This is a genomic window from Stenotrophomonas maltophilia group sp. Smal17, assembly GCF_030237045.1.
Classification (GTDB): Bacteria; Pseudomonadota; Gammaproteobacteria; order Xanthomonadales; family Xanthomonadaceae; genus Stenotrophomonas; species Stenotrophomonas forensis.
This window is the reverse complement of record NZ_JASJSU010000040.1, coordinates 1-16838: the sequence shown is the minus strand read 5'-3', so window position 1 is coordinate 16838 and position 16838 is coordinate 1. Positions and strand designations below refer to the sequence as shown.

Genomic DNA, 16838 nt, shown 5'->3' with positions numbered 1-16838 from the left:
ATATCGTTTCAGACGTCGCAGAGGCGGATCGCCTCGCGCAGAGAGTTGATGGGGTCTGGCGCCGCAGGCATGAATTCCTGCGCCAGATAGCCCTCAAAACCGGTATCGCGGATCGCGCGACAGATGGCCGGATACTGGAGTTCCTGCTGGTCTCCGATCTCATTCCGGCCGGGCACGCCTGCGGTGTGGTAATGCTTGAACCAGGCGTGATGCCTGCCGATGGTGGCGATGATGTCGCCCTCCATGATCTGCATGTGGTAGATGTCGTACAGCAGGCCGAAGTTGTCCGAGCCCAGCCGCTGGCACAGCTCTACGCCCCAGGCGGAGTGGTCGCACAGGTAGTCGTGATGATCGACCCTGGAATTCAGCAGCTCCATCACCAGCACCACGCCGCGCTTCTCGGCATGGCCGAGGATGCGCTTGAGGCCGGCCTCGGCATTGGCCATGCCGTCCTGCGGGTCCATGCCGTTGCGATTTCCGGAGAAGCAGATGAGATTGCGATAGCCCGCATCGGCGACCAGATCGATGTGCCGCGTGTAGCGCTCCACCAGTTGATCGTGGAACTGGCGGCCGGCAAAGCCCTGGGTCAGGCCCAGCTCTGCGCCGTTGCACATCGAGCTGTACACGTCATGGGCCTTCAGCGTCGGCCAGTCCTCCGGGCCGACCAGGTCGATGGCGGCGAAGCCGATGTCCTTCACCGTGCTGCAGAGCTGGGCCACCGACAACTGCGGGAAGGTCCAGCGCGCGACGGAGTGCTTCAGCTGGCCCTTGAGCGGTGCATCGGCGGCGAACGCAGGGAGCACGCCTGCCGCCCCCAGGCCAATGCCACCGGCAACCGCAAGGCGCAACGCATCGCGCCGCGTGAGGCCCGTCGCCGGGGCCGGTCTGATCGAATGGATGGACATCCACCTGCCGGCCTCCCAACCGGTATCAAACGCAACGATTCACAGCAATGCAATCGATTGCACCATAGGGGAGGGAATTGCCGGTTTGCAAGTTGCGCTGCAAGAAATTCAATGCTGCGGGAGCACGACCGCAAGTACAGGTGAAAAAAGAAAAGCCCCGCATGGCGGGGCTTTCTTTTCTGCAACAGGCGAGCGCCCGATCAGAACGGAATATCGTCGTCAGCGAAGTCGTCCATCGGCGGCGCCTGCTGCGGCTGCGGGCGCTGGTTGCCACCCTGGTTGCCGTAGCCGCCGCCCTGGTTGCCGCCCTGGTTGCCATAGCCACCGCCCTGGCCGCCACGCTGGCCACCGCCACCGCCGCCGCCGTACTCCTGGCGCGGCGCCTGCTGGCGCTGCGGACGATCGCCGCCGTAGTTGCCACCACCGCCACCACCGCCGCCGCCTTCACCGCGGCCGCCCAGCATCTGCATTTCATCGGCGATGATATCGGTGGAGTACTTCTCCACGCCGTCCTGGCCGGTGTACTTGTCGTAGCGCAGGCTGCCTTCGACGTAGACCGAGCTGCCCTTGCGCAGGTACTCGCCGGCGATCTCGCCGAGCTTGCCGAAGAACACCACGCGGTGCCATTCGGTGCGCTCCTGCTGGTTGCCATCCTTGTCCTTGCGGACGCTGGTGGTGGCCAGGCTGATGCGGGTGATCGCCATGCCGCCCTGGGTGTACTTCACGTCCGGGTCGTTGCCGAGATTGCCGACCAGGATGACTTTGTTGATGCCGCGCGCCATAGGTACCTTCGTCCGTTGTCCAGGGGCAGACCGCCAGTGATAGCACAGCCCCGGGCGGGGGTGCAGTACGCTGGGCCGCCCCTGTTGAAATTTGGGGGAATGCGAGAACGAGGCATCTTAGCATTGCCGCCGCCATCCGCCCGGCCGGAAGACCCCGGCGGCACCTGAGATTCGGGCTGATTTCCTTGTCCGGCAATGACTTACCGCCATCCCGTCGACCTACCGCAGGGGCATTCGCGTCTGCCCATGGCATCATGCCCAGGCACCTTCCACCTGGCCCCTTCCGCGCCCCATGATCATCAAAGGCAAAGCCACCTCCCTGGACATCGCCCACCTGGCCGGGGTCTCCCAGCCCACCGTGTCGCGGGCCCTGCGTGGCAGCCCGATGGTCAACGCCGAGACCCGCGAGCGCATCCTGCGCATCGCCCGCGAGCTGAACTACAAGGTCGACAAGAACGCCTCCAGCCTGCGCCTGCGCAATGCCGGCACCCTGGCCCTGCTGTTCTTCGAGGACCCGACCAACGACGATTCGCTGATCAACCCGTTCTTCCATTCGATGCTGGGCTCGATCACCCGCGCCTGCGCCCTGCACGGGCAGGACCTGCTGGTCTCGTTCCAGCAGCTCTCCACCGACTGGCAGGCCGATTACGAAGACAGCAACAAGGCCGACGGCATCATCCTGCTGGGCTACGGCGACTACCACGAATCGCGCGACCGCCTGCAGCGGCTGGTCGAACAGGGTACGCACTTCGTGCGCTGGGGCGCCGCCCTGCCCGGCCAGCCCGGCGTGTCGATCGGCAGCGACAACTTCCAGGGCGGGCACGACATCACCACCCACCTGCTGCAGCAGGGCTGCCGCCGGATCGCCTTCCTCGGCCATGCCTCCAGCCATTACCCCGAATTCCAGGAGCGCTACCGCGGCCATGTGGCGGCGCTGCAGGAGCGCGGCCTGAGCGCCGAGCCAGCGCTGCAGCACGATGCCATCACCACCGAGGCTTCCGGCCAGCAGGCCTGCCAGGCGCTGCTGGCGCGCGGCGAACCGATCGATGCGATCTGCGCGGCCAGCGACCTGATCGCCATCGGTGCGATGCGGGCCCTGCGCGGGGCCGGGCTGCGGGTGCCGCAGGACGTGGCGGTCACCGGCTTCGACGACATTCCGCTGGCGGCTTCGGTGTCGCCGGCGCTGACCACCGTGCAGCAGGACACCAAGCAGGCCGGCCAGCTGCTGGTGGAGCGCCTGCTGGCACTGATCGGCCGGCAGCCGGTGGACAGCCAGAGCATCCCGGTGAAGCTGGTGGTACGCGATTCGTCGCAGCGCGGGTAGGCAGCGAAGGGCCACTGGCCCTGCCAACGCGCGACAGCCGGATTCCCCCCCCATGACCAACGGCGGATGCGCACGGACGCGGATGCGCGGATAACGCGCAGACATCGCCCAGGGAAAGGTGTACGTCGCATGCTGAAGATCGATTCGCTGTCCAAGACGTACGCCAACGGCGTGCACGCACTCAACAACGTCAGCCTGGACATCCCGCGCGGCATGTTCGGCCTGCTCGGCCCGAACGGCGCGGGCAAGTCCTCGCTGATGCGCACACTGTCCACCCTGCAGGAGGCCGACAGTGGTACGGCCACGCTCAGCATCCCCGGCGAAGCGCCAATCGACGTGCTGCGCGACAAGGACGCCGTGCGCCGCCGGCTGGGCTACCTGCCGCAGGATTTTGGCGTGTATCCAAAGGTCAGCGCGCTGGACCTGCTGGAGCATTTCGCAGTACTCAAGGGGCTGACCCAGCGTGCGCAGCGCCGCGAAGTGGTCGATGGGCTGCTGCAGCAGGTGAACCTGTGGGATGCGCGCAAGCGCAAGCTCGGCACGTTCTCCGGCGGCATGCGCCAGCGCTTCGGCATTGCCCAGGCGCTGCTGGGCGACCCGCGGCTGGTGATCGTCGATGAACCCACCGCCGGCCTCGACCCGGAGGAGCGCAACCGATTCCTCAACCTGCTGGCGGCGATCGGCGAGAACGTGGCGGTGATCCTGTCCACCCACATCGTCGAGGACGTGACTGACCTGTGCCCGACGATGGCGATCATGAACAAGGGCCAGGTGCTGTTGACCGGGCGCCCGGCCGAAGCGATCGACGCGCTGCAGCACCAGGTCTGGCGCAAGCAGGTCGATCCTTCGGAACTGGCCGACCATGAGGCGCGCTACGTGGTGCTGTCCACGCGACTGGTGGGTGGCCGCCCGGTGATCCACGTGCACAGCGCCAACGACCCCGGCGACGGCTTCGCGGCGGTGGCGCCCGACCTCGAGGACGTGTACTTCCAGCGCCTGCGCCTGCAGGCCCGTGCCCGCGCGGCGGCCTGAGCGGAGCGCGCCATGATCCTCAACTTCTTCCGGTTCGAGCTGCGCGAGCAGCTGCGTTCTCCGCTGCTGTGGCTGCTGGCCGGGCTGTTCGCCCTGCTCGCCTTCGCCGCCGCCTCCAGCGATGCCGTACAGATAGGGGGTGGCACCGGCAACGTGCACAGCAATGCGCCGACGGTGATCGCGCAGATGCTGGGCATCTTCACCCTGCTCGGCATGCTGGTCACCGCCCTGTTCGTCAGCAACGCGCTGCTGCGTGACTTCGAACTCGGCACCGCCGAACTGATCTTCGCCAGCCCGGTGAAGCGTCGCGACTACCTGGCCGGCCGCATCGCGGCAGCCCTGGCTGCGGGGTTGCTGGTCTACGTCGTGATCGCGTTCGGCCTGTGGCTGGCACCGTTCATGCCCTGGGTCGATCCTGAGCGCATGGGGCCGATCAGCTGGCGGGGCTATGCCTGGACCTTCGCGGTCATCGTCATTCCCAACCTGCTGTTCACCACCGCACTGCTTTCACTGCTGGCGGCACTGACCCGCTCGATCCTGTGGGTGTACATCGGCCTGGTCGCCTACCTGGTGCTGTTCGGCGCCAGCGCCGCCCTGCTGCGAGACATCGACAATACGTGGATCGCGGTGCTGAGCGAGCCGTTGGGCATGCGCGCGCTGGGCCGCACCATCCGCTACTGGTCCACCGCTGAACGCAACAGCGGCATTCCGGAACTGGCTGGCTACCTGCTGGCCAACCGCGCGCTGTGGCTGGGCGTGGCCGCGCTGCTGTTTGCCGCCACGTTTGCCCTGTTCCGCACCGAGCGCAGCGGCAGCGGCCGCCGTCGATGGGGCCGCAAGCCTACCCTGCCCGCTGCGGATGCCGTCGCGGTCCGTCCTGCCCGCGCGGACCTGCCACGCGTGGTTCCGGCATTCACCGCGACCACGGCCTGGCAGCAGTTCCTGCGCCAGGTGCGTTTCGACACGGGCGGCGTGCTGCGCAGCGTGCCGTTCATCGTGCTGCTGGTGCTGGGCCTGGCCAACTTCCTGCCCAGTGCGCTGTTCCGGCAAACCCTGTACGGCACCTCGATCTGGCCGGTCACCTCGCAGATGATCATGGGCCTGCAGGGTGCCTTCAGCTGGCTGCTGGTGATCATCGTGCTGTTCTTCGCCGGCGAACTGGTCTGGAAGGAACGCAGTGCGCGCATCAACGAAGTGACCGATGCCATGCCGGTGCCGAACTGGGTGCCGCTGCTGGCCAAGTTCACTGCGCTGCTGGCGGTGATCATCTGCTTCCAGGCAGCCGGCGCACTGGCCGCGATGGGCGTGCAGCTGGCCAAGGGCTACACCCATCTGGAGCCATTGCTGTACCTGCGCAGCCTGGCGCTGGATTCGGTGGTCTACATCCTGATGGGAGGCCTGGCGCTGGTGCTCCAGGTACTGACCAACAACAAGTTCGTCGGCTACGCGCTGCTGATCGTGGTGATGATCGGCCAGGGCGTGCTGGGCATGCTCGACTACACGCAGAACATCTACAACTTCGGCAGCTGGCCGATCGCCCCCTATTCGGACATGAATGGCTACGGCCACTTCCTGACCGGCCAGCTGGCGTTCCAGGGCTACTGGGCACTGTTCCTGCTGACCCTGATGTGCCTGGCCTCTGCGTTCTGGGTGCGCGGCGTCAGCCAGGGCCTGCGCCAGCGCCTGGCCCTGGCTGGTCGTCGCCTGCGCGGGCCCACCGGCGCCCTTGCCGGGCTGGCGGCGCTGGCCTTCATCGGCGTGGGCGGCTGGCTGTACTGGAGCACCAACATCCGCAACGAATTCATATCGCCCGACCAGCAGCTGGACCTGCAGGCGCGCTATGAGCGTGAACTGTCGAAGTACCGGAACCTGCCGCAGCCGCGCATCGTGGCGGTGGACAACCGCGTGGACCTGTTCCCGGAATCGCAGTCGATGGTGATCGATGCGAACTGGACGGTGCGCAACACGCATGCCGTGCCGATCCAGGACGTGCATGTCTCGATGGGCGATGACAAGCAGCTGGTCGCGGTTGACCTGGGTGGGCAGACCTTGTCGATGCACGACGCCGATCTTGGCTACCGCATCTACCGTCTGGCCACGCCACTGCAACCGGGTGAAAGCCGCAACGTCCACTTCCGGGTGGTGCAGAAACCCAACGGCATCACTGCCGGCCAGGCGCCGAGCAACATCGTCGACAACGGAACTTTCTTCAACAGCCGCGTACTGCCCTCGTTCGGTTACAACGAAGGTGCCGAGATCAGCGATCGCAACGAGCGCCGCAAACGCGACCTCGGCGAACCGCGGCGCATGCCCAAGCTGGAAGACCAAGCCGCACGTGCCAACACCTACATCTCCAATGATGCCGACTGGCTCGACTTCCGTACCACGGTCTGCACCGCGCCGGACCAGATCGCGCTGGCGCCGGGCTACCTGAAGCATGAGACCTCAGTGAACGGCCGGCGCTGCTTCAGCTATGCCATGGACCGGCCGATGCTGAACTTCTATGCCTACCTGTCGGCACGCTGGGAGGTGCGCAAGGCGACGTACAAGGGCATCCCGGTGGAGGTCTACTTCGACCCGGCGCACGGCTACAACGTGGACCGGATGATCGAAGCGGTGCAGAAATCGCTGGCCTACTACGAGGCCAACTTCACGCCCTACCAGCACCGCCAGGTACGCATCATCGAGTTCCCGGGCTATGCCCGCTTCGCGCAGTCGTTCGCCAACACCATCCCCTACTCCGAGGCCATCGGCTTCATCGCCGACCTGCGTGATCCGGACAAGGTGGACTACGTGTTCTACGTCACCGCGCACGAGATCGCCCACCAGTGGTGGGCGCACCAGGTGATCGGTGCCAACGTGCAGGGCGCAACGGTCCTTTCCGAATCGCTGTCGCAGTACTCGGCGCTGATGGTGATGGAGCAGGAGTATGGCCGCCAGCACATGCGCCAGTTCCTCAAGCGCGAACTGGATGGCTACCTGTCCGGGCGTGGTGGCGAAGCCATCGAAGAGCAGCCGCTGGAGCGCGTGGAGAACCAGCAGTACATCCATTACCAGAAGGGTTCGCTGGTGTTCTACCGGCTGCGCGAGGAAATCGGCGAGCAGGCGCTGAACCGCGCGTTGAAGCGTTTCCTGCAGGACAAGGGGTTCCAGCAGCCGCCCTACACCACCTCGCGCGAACTGCTGGGCTACATCCGTGCAGAGACCCCGGCCGATCGCCAGCAGCTGGTCACCGACCTGTTCGAGAAGATCAGTTTCTACGACAACCGGGTGATGGCCGCCAGCGCGCGCAAGCGCGATGACGGTCGCTACGACGTGACCCTGGACCTGCACGCGGCCAAGCAGTACGCCGATGGCAAGGGCAAGGAAAGCGACGGCACGATGGATGACTGGGTCGAGATCGGCGTGTTCGCCAACGGGCCTTCGGGCAAGGAACGCGACCAGAAAGTGCTGTACCTGCAGCGCCACCACATCACCGGCGCCGCGCCGAAAATCACCGTGACCGTGGACGAGAAGCCGGATGAGGCGGGCTTCGACCCGTACAACAAGCTGATCGACCGGGTGAGCAGTGACAACCGGCGCAAGGTGACGATGTGAGGTGATCGAGCGCCGGCCCCCTTGCCGGCGCTCCGCGTGGAACCTTTAGTGCCGAGGCATGCTGTCGACGAGAGCCGCGAAGGTTCAGCGCACCGGGGGCTTCGGCCCCAGCACCGCCAGCAGCACGAAGACCACGATCGAGGCAACGGTGCCGAGCGCCGCCGGCAAGCCGAACGCCCAGGCCGAGCGCCCCTGCTGGCGCGCCCATTGCGCCAGATGCCAGGCCGCGCCCAGGTTGATCAACCAGGCAATGACGAACACCGGCCATAGCACCATGCCCACCGCGCGCAGCACGGGCATGGACACCAGCGCGACGACGATCGCCGCGATCAGGAAGATCAGCGCAGAGCGGGAATGGCCCGGTGCGAGCGTGTTCATGCGGAAATCCTGCGCACCATCACCAGTACGCGATGGCTGCGGTTGTCGGCTTCCTGCAGCGGCTTCCAGCCCAGCCGGGCGTAAAGGCCGCCATCCAGCGCTTCGGTCTGCAGGTACAGGTCGGTAACCCCCATCCGCGCCGCCCGCGCCGCCGCCTGTTCCACCAGCGCGCCAGCCAGCCCACGCCCGCGATGACTATCGGCCACGAACACGCTGCCCAGCCAGTGCTCGTACTGCGGAAAGGCCTGCATCTCGCGGCGCTTGAGCTGCACTGCGCCGACCAACTGGCCGCCATCGAAGGCGGCGATCAGATGCGGGAAGCCGTCGGCATCCTGCACTGGGTTGAGCCGTTGCAGTTCCTGTTCCAGAGACAGGCCGGCGTCGCGGCCCCATTGCGCGTGATACCACTGCGCCAACTGCTGCCGTTCCGGTGCCCCGGCGGGTAATACCCTGAATTCCATGGCCATGCCTTGATGGGGAAGCGTTCTGTAGTGTCGAGCCATGCTCGACTCATCCGGTATTTCGCGAAATGCAGTCGAGCAGGGCTCGACTCTACAGAATGCGCGGCGGCGGTTCAGCCCTGCGCGAAATCCTTCAGGATCTCGCCGACGCCGCTGGGCGAAATTTCGAAGCCCAGCGGGGTACCCGGGTTGATCACCACGCCGTAGCCACCCGGCACGCGGCGCAGCACGTCCAGCATGAGCCAGCGGATCTGGTGCGGGGCCTGTTGGCTGTAGATGCCGACCCGCGACGGATCGGTGAACACGGCCACGTGCAGGGTGCCCTGCTTGTCGAACAGCAGCGGGTCGAAGCCGCTGCCGTCGGGGGTGACCAGGCTGCCGGTCAACAGCACCACCTCGGAGGCGACGAAGGCCTCCATGAAAGCGCGGATCGGCACCGCCCCGTCCATCGCCGCCTTCAGCAGGGTTTCGATCGGGGTCTGCGGGGCGAGGTCGGTCATGGCGGTACGGCAGGCTGCGGGAGGGGGCTATTGTAGAGTCGAGCTTGCTCGACTGCTCGAGAAACGTGCCAACCAAGGTTGGCACCCACCAGAGCGGTAGGCAGGCGCCAGGAATCCGGGGGTCGGCCAGCCGGCCGGCACTACCGCCCCAGCCGCTGGTCCCGTGCCCGTTGGTCGGCCATCGCCTTGTCCAGCTCGGCCTGCAGCGCCGGCTGCTGTACGGCAGCCTCCAGCACATAGACCTTCACCCCGTGCGCCGGCACTTCCGCCGTCAGCGCCTCCTTCACCTTCAGCTCGCCGCCGTCCAGCGCATCGCGCCAGCGACCGGCCTGAACGAAGCGCGTCACGCTGAAGGCCTTGGCCCGGTCGCCCTTGTTCAGCAGCACCAGCGCGGTCTGTGCCACATCGCTGTGCTGCAGCACCCGGAAGAACACCGCCTCGTCGCCTTGCAGGCGCTCGTTGACCTGCAGGCCGCGCTGCAGCGCCGGGGTGGCCTCACGCAGCCGGGCGATGCGCTGCAGCGGCGCGAAGATCGGGCTCTGCGGCGCGGCATCCACGCGCGGCTGGCCGAAGAAGGCGCGGTTGCCGGCATGCTCGGCGCGGCCGCGCATGAATCCGGTTTCCGAACCGTAATAGACCACGGGGATGCCGCGCGCGGTGAACAGCCAGTTGTGCGCATCGATGAAGCCGGTGTCGCTGGCCTGCAGGCGTGGCATGTCATGGTTGTCGTAGAAGCTCATCAGCTCGTACGGGTTGGCGTACGGCCCACCGCTCAGGTGCAGCGGCTCGGCCAGGGTCTCAAAGCCCTTTCCTGCGGTGCCGAAGGTCTGTTCCAGGGCACCGCGCAGCGGGAAGTCCAGCACGCTCACATTGGCGTTGGCCGGCCAGGTGTGCTCGGCAATGCGCGCGGCATCGTAATCGAACGCTTCGCCGAACATGAACATGCCAGGATGCTCGGCGCGGATGCGCTTGACGAAGGCATGCCACCACGGATGCGGCAGCCAGCCGATGGTGTCGATGCGCAGCGCGTCCACGCCCTGCGCGGTCCACTGCAGGTAGGCGCCGACCAGGTAGTCCATCACCGCCGGGTTGTCCTGGTTGAAGTCGGACAGCTCGGCGAGATTGCCATCGAAGATCGAACCGTCCTTGCTGTCGACCGGGCCGATGCTGTTGTAGAACGCATGCAGCGGATTGTGCTTCGGGTCCAGCTTCTGCGGCGGCAGGTTCTGGTGGTCGGCGATCAGCTTTCCGTCCTTGTCGAAGATCTGGCCGAACTGCGGCTGCCGCGTCGGCATGGTCCAGGCCGGCGAGCCATGGTTGCCGACGATGTCCAGCACCACCTTCAGGCCGGCGCCGTGCAGGCCCTTGGTCAGCCCGGCGAAATCCAGGTCCTTGCTGGGGAGGTGCTCATCGAGCTTGTAGAAGTTGATGCCCCAGTAGCCGTGGTAGCCGGTCTTGCCACGGTCGGTCAGCGTGCTGGTGCAGCTGATCGGCTTGCTGCCGGTGAAGGCTTCATCGGGGTTGTCGACGATCGGCGTGATCCACACCGCGCCGAAGCCAAGATTGCGGATGTACTGCGCATTGTCGAGCACGCCGCGGAAATCACCGCCAAGGTAGCCGATGTTGCCGTCCACCTTGTCCGGGCATGGCACCGGGATATCGAAGGTACGATGCGTGCCGCCCTGGTCGCGATGATCGTTGGACGGGTCGCCGTTGACGAAACGGTCGGTGACCACGAAGTACACCGCATCGCTGGCGAACGGCTCGGTGGTACCCACGTAATCCGGGCGCGGCGCAGCCGCCGCATGGCCGGCCAGCAGCACCAGGGAAACAGCAACAGACAGCGCACTACGCATCACACCACCTCCGGACGGGACGGGACCCGCAGCACGCACAGGCCGGCGACGAACAGGCTGCAGCCACCCAGCACCAGCACATGCATTGGCTGGCCACCCAGCCAGGTACGCAGGGCAAAGCCGAGCGCACTGGCCGCGACCAGCTGCGGGATCACGATGAAGAAATTGAAGATGCCCATGTACACGCCCATCTTCGACGCGGGCACACTGTCGGACAGCAACGCATAGGGCAGCGACAGGATCGATGCCCAGGCGAAGCCGACGCCGACCATCGACAGCAGCAGCCAGTGTGGATCGCGGATGAACATCAGCGAGACCAGCCCGGCACCGCCCAGCCACAGATTGACCAGGTGGCTCCAGCGCAGGCCGATCATCCGCACCATCGGCGGGATCAGTACCGCAGCCAGCGCGGCGAAACCGTTGTAGGCACCAAACAGCACGCCCACCCAGTTGGCGCCTTCGTTGTAGGCCACCGACTGCGGATCGGTCGAACCGAAGTGGGTACCGGCCACCGCGGCGGTGGTGTAGATCCACATCGCAAACAACGCGAACCACGAGAAGAACTGCACCCACGCCAGCCGACGCATGGTCACCGGCATCGCGCGCAGGTCGCCGACGATGGCCGCCAGCATGTGCGTGCCCGGCAACGCGCGCGCCAGTGCCAGCAGCAGGCCGTAGCCGGCGCACAGGCCGGCCAGCACGTACAGCATCTTGTCGCCCTGGCGCCAGGCAATCAGCAGCGCCAGCAGCACGCCGATTCCCAGCCACAGGGCCACCTGGCCCCACGATGCGGGCCCGATGACTGCGGTGCCGGCATGGTGCGCCGGTGGCTCGGCATCCTCGAAGCCGGCCAGTTCCGCCGGGGAATACTCGCGGGTGCTGAGCACCGTCCAGGTGATCGCCGCCAGCAGCACCACCGCACCGAAGTAGAACGCATAGCGCACCGTATCCGGCACCTCGCCGGCAGCAGCGGTGTTGGCCACGCCGAAGTGGGCCAGGAGGAACGGCAGGAAGCTGGCCACGATGGCGCCGACGCCGATGAAGAAGCTCTGCATCGCGTAGCCGGCGGGACGCTGGCGCGGCGCCAGCTGGTCGCCGACGAAGGCGCGGAACGGCTCCATCGATACGTTGATGGACGCGTCCAGCACCCACAACGTGCCGGCGGCGATCCACAGCGCGGGCGAATTCGGCATCACCAGCAGCGCCAGCGTGGTCAGCACCGCACCGATCATGAAGAACGGACGGCGGCGGCCCCAGCGCGTCCAGGTGCGGTCGGACAGGTAGCCGATCACCGGCTGCACCAGCAGGCCGGTCAGCGGCGCAGCGATCCACAGCCCTGGCACCGCGTCCATGTCCGCGCCCAGGGTCTCGAAGATGCGGCTGGCATTGGCGTTCTGCAGGGCGAACCCGAACTGGATGCCGAGGAAGCCGAAACACATGTTCCAGATCTGCCAGAACGACAGCTGCGGCTTGGCAGGACGGTTCATCGTGCGTCCTCTTCCGTTGCCACCTGGGCGACCTTCAGCGCCTGCACCTGGGCCTGGTTGAGCACGCCCTCGCGGCCGCCCTTGCCCCCGGTGTAGTGCGCGAAGTGCTGCAGCACGCTCATGTTGAAGCCCTCTTCAAGCGTGACCATGCACTGCCCCTTGGGCACCGTGAACGTTGCCGAGGTCGAGTCCTGTACGCCCACGCTGTGCGGCATCGTGACCGTCTGCTTCTGCATAGGCTGGCCCGGGCACTGCAGCACCACCTGCTTCACCACCGCGGTGACGCCGGTGTTGATCGGCCCGTTCGGGTTGCTGTACTGCAGGCGCAGGCGCACCCGCCCGGCGTTGGCCGTAGCGAACTGCCAGCGCTGCTCGCCCTGCAACAGCTGCTGCGGCCCGACGCAGACCGTCGGGCCGTGCAGTGATTCCAATGCGCCCTCGCGCCGGGTCAGGCTGAGGCAATGCTGCAGGCCATCGTCGCTGACGTGCACCTGGCCACTGCTGGCGGCGACCTGCTTGCCGTCCTTCCACAGCCGCTGACCGGCCGCCACCGGCACGGTCCAGCCGGCGCCAGTGCGCGTGGCCTGCGGTGCAGGCGGCGTGGCCGGCGCACGGGCATTGGCGTCGGCGGTCATGCCGCGGCCTCCCGCCGCGGCCGGTGCGGCCACCAGCTGCACCGTGGTCGTGTTGCCGTGGGTCTGCGTGCTGCCGGCTACCAGCAGGCCAGCCCCCAGCGACGCCGGGCGCTCCAGCACGTAGCGCTTGCCGCCGGCTTCCAGGCTGATGCGACGCTGCGTGCCGAACAACTCCGGCACCAGCACCGCCGGCAGCTTGGGCTGCACACGACCATCGTCCTGCACGCCGAACACGCCCTCGATCACCATCGACAGGTACCCCGCCACCGACCACAGCTGGCGCTCGGAGTTGACCACCGGCCCACTGAGCTTGCCTTCATCGACATGCACGGCCAGGCTGACCAGCTCATAGTTCTCCATGTTGGAACCGGCCAGCGCCGCGCCCTGCATCAGCGAACGGATCTCGGCGGCAATGCGTGGCGCATCGTCCAGCTGGCGCGCGGCACGCAGCGAGTAGGCGCTGACGAATGGCCAGATCGCGCGGTTGTGGTAGATCGGCTGCTGCGCTTCCTGCGGCCAGACCACCGGGCTGCCGGCCGGCCCCATCGGGTACGTCGCCAGCGCGCGCCGCGCGCGCTCGGCCGGCAACACCTCGGCGAGGATGCCGAGCGACAGGCCCAGCAGATCGACCTTGGCGTACGGCACCGGGTGCGCGGCTTCGCCGATGTAGCTCATGTACTGGCCGATATCCTCGCGCCAGAAGCGCGCATCGATCTGCTTCGCCAACGCATCGGCCCACCCCTTGTAGTCCGCCGCGCGGGCATCGCCCTGCTGGCCGGCCAGGCGTTCGGCCAGGCGCAGCGCCTGGTAGTGCAGCACGTTGGTGGACAGTGCGTACGAGTCACCGATGAAGCGCACGTCCTCGCGCGTCCAGTCCGGATAGGTCTGCTCGCGCCAATCGAGGAACGAGGTCTCGCCGCGGTACAGGCCCATCTGCGCGTCGAACACCATCGCACGGTCCTGCGCCAGCGTGCCCTGCAGCGCCTGCCAGACCTGGTCGGCAAACGCCGGATCATCCAGCAGGTGGCGTGCGGCCAGGAACCACACCACGCGGTCGCTGCTGATCGGCCAGCTGCCGCCGGACCCGGTGTCCTGCGCGACGAACAGGCCGGGCGTATGCCCATCGCGCGCGGCCGACAGCTTGAACTGCAGCGATTGCCGGGTGCGCTGCGGATCCAGCCGTGCCAACGCCAGGTCGGCGGCGAAGCTGACATCGCGGGTCCACACATAGGGCCAGCGCGCGCCGGTCTGGAAGCATTCGCACGGTACCGGTCGGCCCTCGTCGAATGCAGGATCGCGGATCGCATCCACGCGATCCTGGTCCATCTCCTGCTGGGCCAGCGCGAACAGCGCATCGAACATCACGCTGCCGGTCTGGCTGCGCATCGGTGCGGCTGCGATCTGCACTGCGCCCTTCGGCGCATGCAGCGCGAAGCTGCCGCCGGCAGCGGCTTCGGCGCGCGCCCGGCGGCCGTCGAATTGCAGGTCGGCCGCCTGCGCGGTCGAACCCAGCGCTGCCCCCAGGGCAGCGGTCAGGCAAATGATCTTCAGCATCGAAGCGGCGGACCGGCTTGCGCCCGTCGGCCTCCCTCCCTCTCTGCACGCGTTGTAGGTCCGCACCATCGTTGCCGACGGGCGGGCACGGCTCCTCCCTCAAGGTGCCTTGGCCCCATGGTAGACGCGGGGCTGTCGGCTGCGTCCGGCTGCATACGTATTCATGGCGTCGTGCGGTAGCGCACCTGTCGCACTGGCTTATGGTCCGGGTCTGCCAACGGCGCCTTGGGAGGGGAAATGCCGATGTCACCCACTGCTGTACGGCCCATGCTCGCGCTCGTGTTCGGCCTGGCGTTGCTGGCAATGGCCGCGTTGGCGCAGGCCGCGCCGCAGGTCGTCAGTGTCGAATCGCCGGGCAAGGTGCTCAAGGCCAGCCTGGTACTGGACGGCGGCACCGCCCGCTACCGCGTCGAGCGTTTCGGCGAGACCGTGGTGGAGGATTCGAAGCTCGGCTTCGCCCTGCGCGACGGCCGCCTGGACCGTGATTTCACCGTACTCGGCCAGCAGCGGCGCAGCGTCGATGACAGCTGGGAACAACCCTGGGGCGAACGCCGGGTCACCCGCAACCACTTCAACGAGCTGACCGTGCAGCTGGCCGAGACCAGCGGCAGCAAGCGCCGGCTGGATGTGGTGTTCCGCGTCTACGACGATGGCCTGGGCTTCCGCTACGTGTTCCCCGAGCAGCCGAGCCTGCGCGAGGCGATCATCGATGACGAGCTGACCGAGTTCGCCATTGCGCCGGAATCGACCGCCTGGTGGATTCCCGCCGGCGAGCCGATCCACTACGAATACCTGTACCAGCGCACGCCGCTGCGTGAGGTGCCGCTGGTGCATACGCCGATGACCCTGCGCAGCCGCGATGGCCTGCACGTGGCGATCCATGAGGCGGCGCTGGTGGACTATGCCGGCATGTGGCTGCGCCGCACCGAGGGCCAGCGCCTGCGCGCGCAGCTTTCGCCCTCGGCCGAAGGCTGGAAGGTGCGCCGCGCCCTGCCCTTTGCCACGCCGTGGCGCACGCTGCAGATCGCCGACCGTGCCGGCGGGCTGGTCGAATCGGACCTGATCCTCAACCTCAACGAACCCAATGCGCTGGGCGATGTGAGCTGGGTGAAGCCGGCCAAATACCTGGGCGTGTGGTGGTCGATGCACCTGGACAACGAGAGCTGGGCGAGCGGCCCGAAGCACGCGGCCACCACCGCGAAAACGAAGAAGGTGATCGACTTCGCCGCTGCGCATGGCTTCCGCGGCGTGCTGGTGGAAGGCTGGAATCCCGGCTGGGACGGTATGTGGGTGGGCAACGGTTACGACTTCGATTTCACCCGCGCCACGCCCGATTTCGATATCGAGGTACTGTCGGCATATGGCCTGAAGAAGGGGGTGCACCTGATCGGCCACCACGAAACCGGCTGTGCCATCGAACACTACGAGGACCAGCTGGATGCTGCGCTGGACCTGTACGCACGGTTGGGCGTAGACCAGTTCAAGACCGGTTACGTCTGCGACGACGGCCAGGTTGACCGTCGCAATCCGAGCGGCGGCCCGCTGTGGCGCGAGTGGCACGACGGGCAGTTCATGGCCCGCCACCACCTGAAGGTGGTGCAGGAGGCGGCGCGCCGGCACCTGTCGGTGAACCCGCATGAGCCGATCAAGGACACCGGCCTGCGCCGCACCTACCCGAACTGGATCTCGCGCGAAGGCGCGCGCGGCATGGAGTACAACGCCTGGGGCCAGCCACCGAACCCGCCCGAGCATGAGGTCAACCTGGTGTTCACCCGCATGCTGGCCGGTCCGATGGACTACACCCCCGGCATCCTCAGCCTGAAGGGCCGCCACGGCCAGGCCATTCCCAGCACGCTGGCGCGGCAGCTGGCGCTGTACGTGGTGCTGTACAGCCCGATCCAGATGGCCGCCGACCTGCCCGAGCACTACCTGCAGCACCGCGAGGCGTTCCGCTTCATCGAAGACGTGGCGGTGGACTGGGAGCAGAGCCGCGTGCTTGATGGCGAAGTGGGCGACTACGTGACGATCGTGCGCCTCGACCGCAACAGCCGCGACTGGTTCCTCGGCAGCATCACCGACGAGCACGGCCGCGTGCTGCCGGTGTCGCTGGGCTTCCTCGAGCCAGGCGTGCGCTATCGCGCCGAGATCTACCGCGATGGCGAGGGCGCCGACTTCCGCGCCAATCCGTTCGCGTTCGTGCGCGAAACCCGCGAGGTGACCAGCGCCGACGCACTGACGCTGGTGCTGGCACCGGGGGGTGGGCAGGCCATCCGATTCACTCCGCTTTGAATGCACCGGTAGTGCCGGCCGCTGGCCGGCAAACCGGT

General features: G+C 67.1%; 12 protein-coding genes. 4 read left to right on the top strand and 8 right to left on the bottom strand.

The annotated features are described in order from the left end of the window. Positions 1-8: 8 nt before the first annotated feature. Together QRO93_RS12240 and QRO93_RS12235 are read right to left on the bottom strand one after the other, a co-directional pair. Positions 9-905: a hydroxypyruvate isomerase family protein gene (locus tag QRO93_RS12240; protein ID WP_180880546.1), complete on the bottom strand. Its 897-nt coding sequence runs from the start codon at positions 903-905 to the stop codon at positions 9-11. A gap of 200 nt (positions 906-1105) precedes the next feature. Beyond that, positions 1106-1687, bottom strand: a complete 582-nt coding sequence (locus QRO93_RS12235) for a single-stranded DNA-binding protein (protein ID WP_133934055.1) — start codon at positions 1685-1687, stop codon at positions 1106-1108. A 292-nt stretch (positions 1688-1979) separates the two neighbouring features. Here QRO93_RS12235 and QRO93_RS12230 point away from each other — a divergent pair, with 292 nt between their 5' ends. The 3 genes from QRO93_RS12230 (at position 1980) to QRO93_RS12220 (ending at position 7640) form a co-directional block, all read left to right on the top strand. Beyond that, positions 1980-3011, top strand: a complete 1032-nt coding sequence (locus tag QRO93_RS12230; protein ID WP_180880537.1) for a LacI family DNA-binding transcriptional regulator — start codon at positions 1980-1982, stop codon at positions 3009-3011. 129 nt (positions 3012-3140) lie between these two features. Next, positions 3141-4043 carry an ABC transporter ATP-binding protein gene (locus QRO93_RS12225; RefSeq protein ID WP_049458910.1) on the top strand — a complete coding sequence of 301 codons (903 nt, stop codon included), beginning with the start codon at positions 3141-3143 and terminating at the stop codon, positions 4041-4043. A 12-nt stretch (positions 4044-4055) separates the two neighbouring features. After that, positions 4056-7640, top strand: a complete 3585-nt coding sequence (locus QRO93_RS12220; RefSeq protein WP_285304236.1) for an ABC transporter permease subunit — start codon at positions 4056-4058, stop codon at positions 7638-7640. A gap of 84 nt (positions 7641-7724) precedes the next feature. Here QRO93_RS12220 and QRO93_RS12215 read toward each other — a convergent pair whose 3' ends face one another. The 6 genes from QRO93_RS12215 to QRO93_RS12190 all read right to left on the bottom strand — a co-directional run bounded on the left by QRO93_RS12215 (position 7725) and on the right by QRO93_RS12190 (position 14511). Continuing rightward, on the bottom strand, positions 7725-8018 hold the full coding sequence (locus tag QRO93_RS12215) for a hypothetical protein (protein WP_180880534.1): 294 nt from the start codon (positions 8016-8018) through the stop codon (positions 7725-7727). Next, the gene (locus tag QRO93_RS12210) at positions 8015-8479 is read right to left on the bottom strand and encodes a GNAT family N-acetyltransferase (protein WP_053449057.1); all 465 of its coding nucleotides are present in this window, start codon (positions 8477-8479) and stop codon (positions 8015-8017) included. The genes QRO93_RS12215 and QRO93_RS12210 overlap by 4 nt, the downstream gene beginning before the upstream one ends. Before the next feature lie 113 nt (positions 8480-8592). Next, the gene (locus QRO93_RS12205; protein ID WP_049458914.1) at positions 8593-8979 is read right to left on the bottom strand and encodes an SseB family protein; all 387 of its coding nucleotides are present in this window, start codon (positions 8977-8979) and stop codon (positions 8593-8595) included. A 140-nt stretch (positions 8980-9119) separates the two neighbouring features. Continuing rightward, positions 9120-10835, bottom strand: coding sequence for an alpha-amylase family glycosyl hydrolase (locus QRO93_RS12200; protein ID WP_180880533.1), 1716 nt, complete (start codon positions 10833-10835; stop codon positions 9120-9122). Continuing rightward, complete coding sequence (locus QRO93_RS12195; protein WP_180880532.1) at positions 10835-12322, bottom strand: MFS transporter; 1488 nt, start codon at positions 12320-12322, stop codon at positions 10835-10837. The genes QRO93_RS12200 and QRO93_RS12195 overlap by 1 nt, the downstream gene beginning before the upstream one ends. Beyond that, positions 12319-14511, bottom strand: a complete 2193-nt coding sequence (locus QRO93_RS12190) for a Six-hairpin glycosidase-like protein (protein WP_180880531.1) — start codon at positions 14509-14511, stop codon at positions 12319-12321. Before QRO93_RS12190 ends, QRO93_RS12195 begins: the two co-directional genes overlap by 4 nt. Before the next feature lie 237 nt (positions 14512-14748). Between QRO93_RS12190 and QRO93_RS12185 the strand changes: the two genes are divergently transcribed. Further along, entirely contained in the window at positions 14749-16800 is a 2052-nt protein-coding gene (locus QRO93_RS12185) for a glycoside hydrolase family 97 protein (RefSeq protein WP_180880530.1), read from the top strand. The last annotated feature ends 38 nt before the right edge of the window (positions 16801-16838 follow it).

Bases quoted from the DNA above. Each gene is read 5' to 3' on its own strand.
- QRO93_RS12235 (WP_133934055.1), bottom strand. From the start codon at position 1,687: ATGGCGCGCGGCATCAACAAAGTCATCCTGGTCGGCAATCTCGGCAAC.
- QRO93_RS12210 (WP_053449057.1), bottom strand. From the start codon at position 8,479: ATGGAATTCAGGGTATTACCCGCCGGGGCACCGGAACGGCAGCAGTTG.
- QRO93_RS12225 (WP_049458910.1), top strand. From the start codon at position 3,141: ATGCTGAAGATCGATTCGCTGTCCAAGACGTACGCCAACGGCGTGCAC.
- QRO93_RS12185 (WP_180880530.1), top strand. From the start codon at position 14,749: ATGCCGATGTCACCCACTGCTGTACGGCCCATGCTCGCGCTCGTGTTC.
- QRO93_RS12240 (WP_180880546.1), bottom strand. From the start codon at position 905: ATGTCCATCCATTCGATCAGACCGGCCCCGGCGACGGGCCTCACGCGG.
- QRO93_RS12215 (WP_180880534.1), bottom strand. From the start codon at position 8,018: ATGAACACGCTCGCACCGGGCCATTCCCGCTCTGCGCTGATCTTCCTG.
- QRO93_RS12205 (WP_049458914.1), bottom strand. From the start codon at position 8,979: ATGACCGACCTCGCCCCGCAGACCCCGATCGAAACCCTGCTGAAGGCG.
- QRO93_RS12200 (WP_180880533.1), bottom strand. From the start codon at position 10,835: ATGCGTAGTGCGCTGTCTGTTGCTGTTTCCCTGGTGCTGCTGGCCGGC.
- QRO93_RS12190 (WP_180880531.1), bottom strand. From the start codon at position 14,511: ATGCTGAAGATCATTTGCCTGACCGCTGCCCTGGGGGCAGCGCTGGGT.
- QRO93_RS12195 (WP_180880532.1), bottom strand. From the start codon at position 12,322: ATGAACCGTCCTGCCAAGCCGCAGCTGTCGTTCTGGCAGATCTGGAAC.
- QRO93_RS12230 (WP_180880537.1), top strand. From the start codon at position 1,980: ATGATCATCAAAGGCAAAGCCACCTCCCTGGACATCGCCCACCTGGCC.
- QRO93_RS12220 (WP_285304236.1), top strand. From the start codon at position 4,056: ATGATCCTCAACTTCTTCCGGTTCGAGCTGCGCGAGCAGCTGCGTTCT.